The sequence below is a fragment of the Achromobacter maghribensis genome (genome assembly GCF_057334215.1).
Window position 1 is genome coordinate 1 of the sequence record NZ_JBHFII010000036.1, and the last position, 7,814, is coordinate 7,814.

General features: G+C 63.8%; 8 protein-coding genes. 2 read left to right on the forward strand and 6 right to left on the reverse strand.

The window, feature by feature from the left end; all coding sequences use genetic code 11:
- Positions 1-114: 114 nt before the first annotated feature.
- On the reverse strand, positions 115-2,028 hold the full coding sequence (gene thiC, locus ACE039_RS14820) for a phosphomethylpyrimidine synthase ThiC (protein WP_313462944.1): 1,914 nt from the start codon (positions 2,026-2,028) through the stop codon (positions 115-117).
- 329 nt (positions 2,029-2,357) lie between these two features.
- Here thiC and ACE039_RS14825 point away from each other — a divergent pair, with 329 nt between their 5' ends.
- On the forward strand, positions 2,358-2,927 hold the full coding sequence (locus ACE039_RS14825) for a SecDF P1 head subdomain-containing protein (RefSeq protein ID WP_105558813.1): 570 nt from the start codon (positions 2,358-2,360) through the stop codon (positions 2,925-2,927).
- 138 nt (positions 2,928-3,065) lie between these two features.
- Here ACE039_RS14825 and ACE039_RS14830 read toward each other — a convergent pair whose 3' ends face one another.
- On the reverse strand, positions 3,066-3,515 hold the full coding sequence (locus ACE039_RS14830; RefSeq protein ID WP_448710106.1) for a helix-turn-helix domain-containing protein: 450 nt from the start codon (positions 3,513-3,515) through the stop codon (positions 3,066-3,068).
- Between the two features lie 78 nt (positions 3,516-3,593).
- Between ACE039_RS14830 and ACE039_RS14835 the strand changes: the two genes are divergently transcribed.
- Positions 3,594-4,277 (forward strand): transcriptional regulator, encoded by a 684-nt coding sequence (locus ACE039_RS14835; protein WP_448710107.1) that lies wholly within the window; start codon positions 3,594-3,596, stop codon positions 4,275-4,277.
- A gap of 18 nt (positions 4,278-4,295) precedes the next feature.
- On the opposite strand, the gene proB is transcribed toward ACE039_RS14835, so the two are convergent.
- From proB to rplU, 4 genes are all read right to left on the reverse strand, one after another.
- Positions 4,296-5,432 carry a glutamate 5-kinase gene (gene proB, locus ACE039_RS14840; protein ID WP_448710108.1) on the reverse strand — a complete coding sequence of 379 codons (1,137 nt, stop codon included), beginning with the start codon at positions 5,430-5,432 and terminating at the stop codon, positions 4,296-4,298.
- 55 nt (positions 5,433-5,487) lie between these two features.
- Entirely contained in the window at positions 5,488-6,624 is a 1,137-nt protein-coding gene (gene obgE, locus ACE039_RS14845) for a GTPase ObgE (RefSeq protein ID WP_448710109.1), read from the reverse strand.
- Positions 6,625-6,883: 259 nt separating this feature from the next.
- Complete coding sequence (gene rpmA, locus ACE039_RS14850) at positions 6,884-7,144, reverse strand: 50S ribosomal protein L27 (protein WP_105558808.1); 261 nt, start codon at positions 7,142-7,144, stop codon at positions 6,884-6,886.
- Positions 7,145-7,178: 34 nt separating this feature from the next.
- The gene (rplU, locus tag ACE039_RS14855; protein ID WP_006216228.1) at positions 7,179-7,490 is read right to left on the reverse strand and encodes a 50S ribosomal protein L21; all 312 of its coding nucleotides are present in this window, start codon (positions 7,488-7,490) and stop codon (positions 7,179-7,181) included.
- Positions 7,491-7,814 lie beyond the last annotated feature (324 nt).

Genomic DNA, 7,814 nt, shown 5'->3' on the forward strand with positions numbered 1-7,814 from the left:
GGGCAGTCCGGAGCGAAGGCTCCGGACCGCAATCGTTGACCCGCGTACCCCACGCCGCCGACGTGACGGGCGCCTCAAGAACCCAACTCAACCGCCCGCCACAACCCAAAAAAATCACTGCCGATGATAAACCTCAGCCCCCTTCTTAACGAACTCCACTGACTTCTCCTGCATTCCTTTTTGCAATGCGTCCTTTTCGCTGACGCCTTGCGCCGCCGCATAATCCCGGACGTCTTGCGTGATCTTCATGCTGCAGAAATGCGGGCCGCACATCGAGCAGAAGTGCGCCACCTTCATGGAATCCTTTGGCAGCGTCTCGTCGTGGAATTCCTTTGCCGTGTCCGGGTCCAGGCCCAGGTTGAACTGGTCGTCCCAACGGAACTCGAAGCGCGCCTTTGATAGCGCGTTGTCGCGGATCGCCGCGCCAGGGTGGCCCTTGGCCAGGTCGGCGGCGTGCGCGGCGATCTTGTACGTGATGATGCCGTCCTTCACGTCCTTCTTGTTTGGCAAGCCCAGGTGTTCTTTCGGCGTCACATAACAGAGCATCGCCGTGCCGTACCAGCCGATCAACGCGGCGCCGATGCCGGAAGTGATGTGGTCGTAGCCGGGGGCGATGTCGGTGGTCAGGGGGCCTAGCGTGTAGAACGGCGCCTCGTGGCAGTGTTCCAGTTGCAGCTCCATGTTCTCCTTGATCATTTGCATCGGCACGTGGCCGGGGCCTTCGATCATCACCTGGACATCGTGCTTCCACGCGACTTGCGTCAGCTCGCCCAGCGTCTTCAGTTCGGCGAACTGGGCCTCGTCGTTGGCGTCGTAACCCGAGCCGGGGCGCAGGCCGTCGCCCAGCGAGAAGCTGACGTCGTAGGCCTTCATGATCTCGCAGATGTCTTCGAAGCGCTCGTACAGGAAGCTCTCCTTATGGTGCGCCAGGCACCACTTGGCCATGATCGAGCCGCCGCGCGAGACGATGCCGGTCATGCGGTCGGCCGTCATGGGTATGAAGGGCAGGCGCACGCCTGCGTGGATCGTGAAGTAGTCCACGCCCTGTTCGGCCTGTTCGATCAGCGTGTCGCGGAAGATTTCCCAGGTCAGGTCTTCGGCTTTGCCGTCGACTTTTTCCAGCGCCTGGTAGATCGGCACCGTGCCGATCGGCACCGGCGAATTGCGGATGATCCATTCGCGGGTTTCGTGGATGTGCTTGCCCGTGGACAGGTCCATGACCGTGTCGCCGCCCCAGCGGATCGCCCAGGTCATCTTCTCCACTTCCTCGCCGATGCCGGAGCTGACGGCGGAGTTGCCGATGTTGGCGTTGATCTTCACCAGGAAGTTGCGGCCGATGGCCATCGGCTCGACTTCGGGGTGATTGATGTTGGCGGGAATGATGGCGCGGCCGCGCGCGATCTCGTCGCGCACGAACGCCGGCGTGATCGCGGCGGGAATGGCTGCGCCGAACGATTGACCCGGATGCTGGCGCAGTAGGCGCTTGACCATCTTTTCGCCGTCGGGGCCGCTGTCGCGCAGCGTTTGCAGATAGTGTTCGCGGCGCAGGCTCTCGCGGATCGCCACGTATTCCATTTCGGGCGTGATGATGCCACGGCGCGCGTAGTGCATCTGCGACACATTGGCGCCGGCTTGGGCGCGGCGCGGCGGGCGCTGCAGATCGAAGCGCATGGCCGTCAGCTTGGGATCGGTCAGGCGTTCGCGGCCATAGTCGCTGGTCGGGCCCGACAGCACTTCCGTGTCGCCGCGCTCTTCGATCCAGGCGCGGCGCAGTTCGGGCAGGCCGCGGCGGATGTCGATCTTGGCGTCGGGATCGGTGTAGGGGCCACTGCAGTCATAGACGGTCAGCGGCGGGTTCTTTTCCCCACCGAACATGGTCGGTGTGTCGTCCTGCTCGATCTCCCGGAAAGGGACGCGGATGTCGGGGCGCGAGCCCGTTTCATACACGCGGCGCGATTTGGGCAGCGGTGCGACGGCCGCCGCGTCGACTTCGGCGGTAGCGGCCAGGAATTTGGGATTGGCGTTCATGGAAAGCTCCAAGCGAGTTGTTGGAGCCGATCGGGAATGGACTTCCGCCAGGCGCGCGGGCACGCGTGGCGGAAATACGGCTCCCAGCATCGGCATTATCCGTACTGGTACGAAGGGACTCTCTCAACACGTCCTGCCGGAAAGGCGGGACGAGTACCCCTGCGCGAAAGCGAAGTATAGAGCGAACTTTGAAGAGGGCTGGTATTACTGCTTTACATTTGGATTCAGTCTGGGGCGACAGTGTCATTCAGGTTCGGTACACTTTTCCAATGAAACGCCCGGCGGGCAGTCGTCTCGCCGGGACCAGCCCACTTAAGAAGGAATCGAGCATGCAACTGACCCTCCGCAAATTGGCGCCCGCCCTGGTTGTTGTGACATTGGCGCTGGCAGGTTGCAAGACCGCCCCGACGAAGTCGTCCGGTGCCGCGGCTACGCCCGAAGCCGGCCAACAGACCACGCAGCCCGCCACCGCTTCGTCGGTCGACTTCTATCTGGCGCAACAGCAGCCCGGGCCGGGCCTGCGCGAAATCGCGCTGCCTGATGGCAAGCTCTACATGCAAGCCACGCCCGTGCTGACGCGTGCCGACCTGACCGATGCCGCCGCGCTGGTGGATCGCCAAGGCCAGAACTTCGTGGGCCTGCGCTTTTCCGAAGCCGGCGCCCGCAAGTTGACGGAAGTGAGCACCAAGAATGTGGGCAACCGCCTTGCGCTGGTGATCGACCAGGAACTGGTTGCAGCCCCCAGCATCGCCGAACCGCTGAACCGCGGCGTGTTGGCGTTTGGTGTTGCCTCCGCGCAAGCCGCGTCTGAAATCGCCGCCAAGATCCGTGGCGATGCCGCGCCGGCTCCCGCCGCAGGCGGCGCCGCACCCGCGCCCGCACCCGCACCCAAGCCCTGATCTCCAGTGGGGCAAATTTGCCCACCTGACTGCCCGTTTTGACCGGGCAGACAACAAAAATCCGCATCGACTGATGCGGATTTTTTTTGCCCTGACGGCGCGTATGCAATGTGGGGTAGGGGGGCGGTCGGGCCGGGATCAGCTGATCTTGCGTCCGCGCGGCTTGACGGTGCGGCGGGCTTGCGCCGTTTCAATGAAGGCCAGCGTCAGCGCTTCCAGGATTGCGCGCTCGTCGGCCGACAGGCTGTCGAACTGCGAGGGCGAGATACTCAGATAAGGCCACGGCGCCTGGGGCCGGCGCCGCTTGGGTGGGCGCGGCATCGTTTCGGCAACGCCCGCAGGGGCAAGAGTGTCGGACAGGTCGTAGCCTTCCATGGGGATTTCCATGGGACCCTTGCCGGTTTCAAGCCATTCCGGTTCGACTTTCAGAATCTGCGCCAACTTGCGCACCGATCTGCTGGAGTGTCGCAGCCCGCTTTCGTAACTGGCGATTGCACTTTGCGAAATCCGCGCCAGACGCGCGAGCGTCTTCTGCGTGTGACCACGCAGAAGACGAGTTTGCTTCAATCGGTCTGAAAATGTCTTCACGCGTCGATTGAAGCTTGCTCATGGTCTACTTTGGTGGCTATAAGAATCACTTAAGTGATAATTCGGAGGTGCGAACACATGCGGGAACGGGGCAATGTGTTCGTCGTGCAACTTGACGAAATGACGAGCAATAATTTCGTCGCTGCCTTGCGTGAATTCCAATGGCAAGTCAGTGTGTGCGAGTCGCCAACCGAACTCCTGGGCCGCCTGCGCACGCAGGATGTCGATGCGATGGTGCTGCGGGGCCGAAGCGCGCGGGTGCCGCAATTGATCGCCGCGTTGCGCGGCGCAGCCCCGGATGCCGTGGTGGTCTGGCAGGCGCCCGCAGCCTCGGCGCGCGAACGCATCGAAGCCCTGGAGGCTGGCGTGGACGCCTACAGTTCCGTGCGCATGGAGGCCACGGAATGGGATGCGTTGTTGCGCAATGCGCGCAGGCGTCGGTTGCCACCCGCGCCCGACGGGCCCGCGTGGCGAGTGCATGGCGGCGAACGCGTGCTGTCCGGACCCGGAGGCGAGCGGCTGCCATTGACCGCGACCGAACGGGCTTTTGTTCTTCGCCTGCTGAATGCCCCGGGCCAATGCCTGCGCCGCGAACGGTTTTTCCCCTGTCATTCGCCGGAGGGCGCGCGCAGCGTGGATGTCCTGGTGTCGCGGCTACGCAGCAAGGCGCGCCGCTTTGATATCGATCTGCCGGTACTGGCCGTGCGCGGGTGGGGCTATATCTTTCTGCAGCACCACCCGGTGCCCGAGCAGCAGGGTTAGGGCCCGGAGTAACCGGGCCTAGAGCACAACCAGATTGTCCCGATGCATAAGCTCGGGTTCGGTCATGCTGCCCAGGATGCGGGCGATCTGGGACGACGGCTGACGCAGGATGCGCCGCGTGTCCACCGACGAATAATTGATCAGGCCTCGGGCGCATTCGCGGCCCTCGCTGTCGACGCAGGCCACGACGTCGCCGCGGCCGAATTCGCCTTGCACTTCCGTGACGCCGATGGGCAGCAGGCTCTTGCCTTCGCGCAGCAGCGCCTGCACCGCGCCGTCGTCCAGCACGACGCGGCCGCGCAGTCGCAGATGGTCGGCCAGCCATTGCTTGCGGGCGGACCATACGGGCAGCACCGCGCGCAATTCGCTGCCGATGCATTCACCCTGGGCCAGCCGCGTCAGCACATTGCGTTCGTGGCCCGAGGCGATGACCGTATGCGCGCCGCTATGCGCCGCGCGCTTGGCGGCCAACACCTTGGTCAGCATGCCGCCCGTGCCGATGCCGCTGCCGGCGCCGCCGGCCATGGCTTCCAACGCCGGGTCGCCGGCTTGCACATGCGACATGAACTTGGCGTCGGGATTCTTGCGGGGATCGGAATCGTAAAGACCACGTTGATCGGTCAGGATGATCAGCGTGTCGGCCTCGATCAGGTTGGTGACGAGCGCGCCCAGCGTGTCGTTGTCGCCCAGTCGAATCTCGTCGGTGACCACCGTGTCGTTTTCGTTCACGATCGGCACCACGCCCAGCCGCAGCAATGCGAACAGCGTGCTGCGGGCGTTCAGGTAGCGGTGGCGGTCGGCCAGGTCTTCGTGGGTCAGCAGGATCTGCGCGGTGCGCAGGCCGTATTCGGCGAATGCGGCTTCATAGGCCTGGCACAGGCCCATCTGGCCGACGGCCGCGGCCGCCTGCAATTCGTGCATGACGGACGGACGCTTGCGCCAGCCCAGGCGGGCCATGCCTTCGGCGATGGCGCCGCTGGAAACCAGCACGATCTGCTTGCCCTGCTTGTGCAGGGCGGAGATCTGCGCGGCCCAGTGCGCCACGGCGGCGCGGTCCAGGCCTCGGCCTTCGTTGGTGACCAGCGACGAGCCGACTTTGGCGACAAGGCGCTGGGCGTGGGTGACGACGGAAACGGCGGGTGTTTCAGCAGACATGATGGGCGCCGGCTGCGGCGAGAAAAGACGTAATCGTAAGGACTGCGATTATGGCTTATTCGTCGGCGGCGCGCGGCGCGGCGGGCTTGTCGGCATCCGTGCGGGTGTCGTCGAAGCGCGGGTCCGGCGCCACATAGGTACCGTCTGCCTGGTCGCGCGACACATATTCCTTTTCGCGCTCGGCATCCAGGTAGTCTTGCAACGCGTAGAGCAGGTCTTGCGTGCCTTCGCCGGTCAGGCCGGAAATGGCGAACACAGGGCCCTTCCAGTCGTAGAGTTCCAGGAAGCGGCGCTTGGTGTCTTCGGGATCGGGCACCATGTCCAGCTTGTTCAGGACGAGCCAGCGCGGCTTGTCGGCCAGTTCCGGGTCGTAGCGGCGCAGTTCTTCGACAATCGCGCGCGCGTCGACGACGGCTTGCTCGACGGGGTCGGCGTCCGGGTCGGGCGTGGAGACGTCCACCAGGTGCAGCAGCACGCGGGTGCGCGCCAGGTGGCGCAGGAACAAGTGGCCCAGGCCCGCGCCTTCGGAAGCGCCTTCGATCAGGCCGGGAATATCGGCCACGACGAAGCTGCGCGACGGCGAGGTGCGCACGACGCCCAGGTTGGGGTGCAGTGTGGTGAACGGGTAGTCCGCGATCTTCGGCTTGGCATTCGAGATGCGGGTGATCAGCGTGGACTTGCCAGCGTTCGGCAGGCCCAGGAGGCCCACGTCGGCCAGCACTTTCAGCTCCATGCGCAGGTAGCGGTGCTCGCCTTCCTTGCCCGGCGTCCACTGGCGCGGCGCGCGGTTCAAGCTGGACTTGAAATGGATGTTGCCCATGCCGCCCTGGCCGCCGGCGGCCAGCACGACTTTCTGCTCGTGGGTGTCCAGGTCGAACAGGACTTCGCCGGTTTCGGCGTCATGGATGACCGTGCCCACCGGCACGCGCAGGGTGATGTCCGGGGCGGCCGCGCCGTACTGGTCCGAGCCGCGGCCGTTTTCGCCGCCCTTTGCGCGGTGCAGGCGCGCGTAGCGGAAGTCGATCAGCGTATTGATGTTGCGATCGGCGACCGCATAGATGGTGCCGCCGCGTCCGCCGTCGCCGCCGTCAGGGCCGCCTTTGGGGATGAATTTTTCGCGGCGAAAGCTCGCCACGCCATTGCCGCCTTTGCCGGCGACCACTTCAATGGTGGCTTCGTCTACGAATTTCATGGTGTCTGCGCGTGTAGTGGTAAATAGGGCAGCCGCCCGTCATGGGGCGCTGCCAGGGGGCAAGGAAGAGCTTACTCGTCCTGGTGCCTTAAAACAAAAATGAGCCGCCCGCGCTGCACACACTTCGTGTGCTGGCCACCCCCAGAGGGGCGCTTTTCGTCTTGGGGCGGCCCGACGACAAAAAAGCCCTGCCGCATGCGACAGGGCTTTTGCCGTTCGGGCACGCGTAGAGCCGCGTGTCCTGACCGCGCTTGTCCGATTACTCGGCAGCGATGATCGAAACGGTCTGCTTGTTCAATGCGCCCTTGAAGCCGAATTGAACCTTGCCGTCGATCAGTGCGAACAGGGTGTGGTCCTTGCCCATGCCGACGTTCACGCCAGCGTGGAAGCGCGTGCCGCGCTGACGCACGATGATCGAACCAGCGGGAATCAATTCACCGCCGAAAGTCTTGACGCCCAGACGCTTTGATTCTGAGTCGCGTCCGTTTCGCGTAGAGCCGCCGCCCTTTTTCTGTGCCATGTTTAGCTCCTGCTAAGTGGTACCGAGTCGCTTCTTAAGCCGTGATGGCTTCGATGCGGATTTCGGTGTAGTTCTGACGGTGGCCCTGACGCTTCTGATAGTGCTTGCGACGGCGCATCTTGAAGATCTTGACCTTGTCGTGGCGGCCTTGCGCAAGAACCGTTGCCTTGACCACAGCGCCGGAGACGAGGGGCGTGCCAACTTTCAGTTGGTCGCCTTCGCCCACGGACAGCACTTGGTCCAGGGTGATTTCTTGCCCAATGTCTGCCGGTATCTGTTCTATCTTGAGTTTTTCGCCAGCGGCAACGCGATACTGCTTGCCACCGGTTTTTACGACCGCGTACATGGGGTGTTCCTTAAATAGGTAAATGGGTCCATCCGCGCGACCCGCCCTGCTGGGTGGGATTGCCGCCCTGGAAAGATCGCTTTCATGTCTTGGTGCCAGAACCTGGCAAGAAGGAAAGCGCCTGTGTGCTTTCAAGCACCGTAGTGCCTGGAAGTACCCCAGAGGGTTTACGCGGACAACCGACGTAATTCGGGCATTGCTGACCGAATCCAGGATATTAGCCCGGGACTTTTCAAAAGTCAAAAAGCCGTTGCAGACTAAGGGCTTAGGTGTGGCGGCCAGGCTTCAAACGGGCGGGATCACCCGGCGCGCGGTGTGGCGCGC

Coding starts and splice junctions, on each gene's coding strand:
- thiC (WP_313462944.1), bottom strand. CDS start 2,028: ATGAACGCCAATCCCAAATTCCTGGCCGCTACCGCCGAAGTCGACGCG.
- ACE039_RS14825 (WP_105558813.1), top strand. CDS start 2,358: ATGCAACTGACCCTCCGCAAATTGGCGCCCGCCCTGGTTGTTGTGACA.
- ACE039_RS14835 (WP_448710107.1), top strand. CDS start 3,594: ATGCGGGAACGGGGCAATGTGTTCGTCGTGCAACTTGACGAAATGACG.
- proB (WP_448710108.1), bottom strand. CDS start 5,432: ATGTCTGCTGAAACACCCGCCGTTTCCGTCGTCACCCACGCCCAGCGC.
- obgE (WP_448710109.1), bottom strand. CDS start 6,624: ATGAAATTCGTAGACGAAGCCACCATTGAAGTGGTCGCCGGCAAAGGC.
- rpmA (WP_105558808.1), bottom strand. CDS start 7,144: ATGGCACAGAAAAAGGGCGGCGGCTCTACGCGAAACGGACGCGACTCA.
- rplU (WP_006216228.1), bottom strand. CDS start 7,490: ATGTACGCGGTCGTAAAAACCGGTGGCAAGCAGTATCGCGTTGCCGCT.